This is a genomic window from Pseudomonas sp. USHLN015, assembly GCF_037153275.1.
Classification (GTDB): Bacteria; Pseudomonadota; Gammaproteobacteria; order Pseudomonadales; family Pseudomonadaceae; genus Metapseudomonas; species Metapseudomonas tohonis.
In genome coordinates this window covers 1-223 of sequence record NZ_JBBCKP010000050.1, presented here as the reverse complement: position 1 = coordinate 223, position 223 = coordinate 1, and the positions used below count along the sequence as shown (strand labels likewise).

Annotated in this window: 1 pseudogene; it reads left to right on the top strand. The window is 68.2% G+C overall.

What is annotated here, in order from left to right:
• Positions 1–223: pseudogene (locus WFQ67_RS30285) on the top strand (acetyl-CoA C-acetyltransferase); the annotation flags it as partial.

The following is a 223-nucleotide window of genomic DNA, read 5'->3' as shown; positions in this document are numbered from 1 at the left end:
CGGCGCCCGCACCGGCCTGCGCATGGGCCACGCCAAGCTGGTCGACACCATGATCCAGGACGGCCTGTGGGACGCCTTCAACGACTACCACATGGGCATCACCGCGGAGAACCTGGTGGAGAAGTACGGCATCAGCCGTGAAGCCCAGGACGCCTTCGCCGCCGCCTCCCAGCAGAAGGCCTGCGCGGCCATCGAGGGCGGGCGCTTCAAGGACGAGATCACC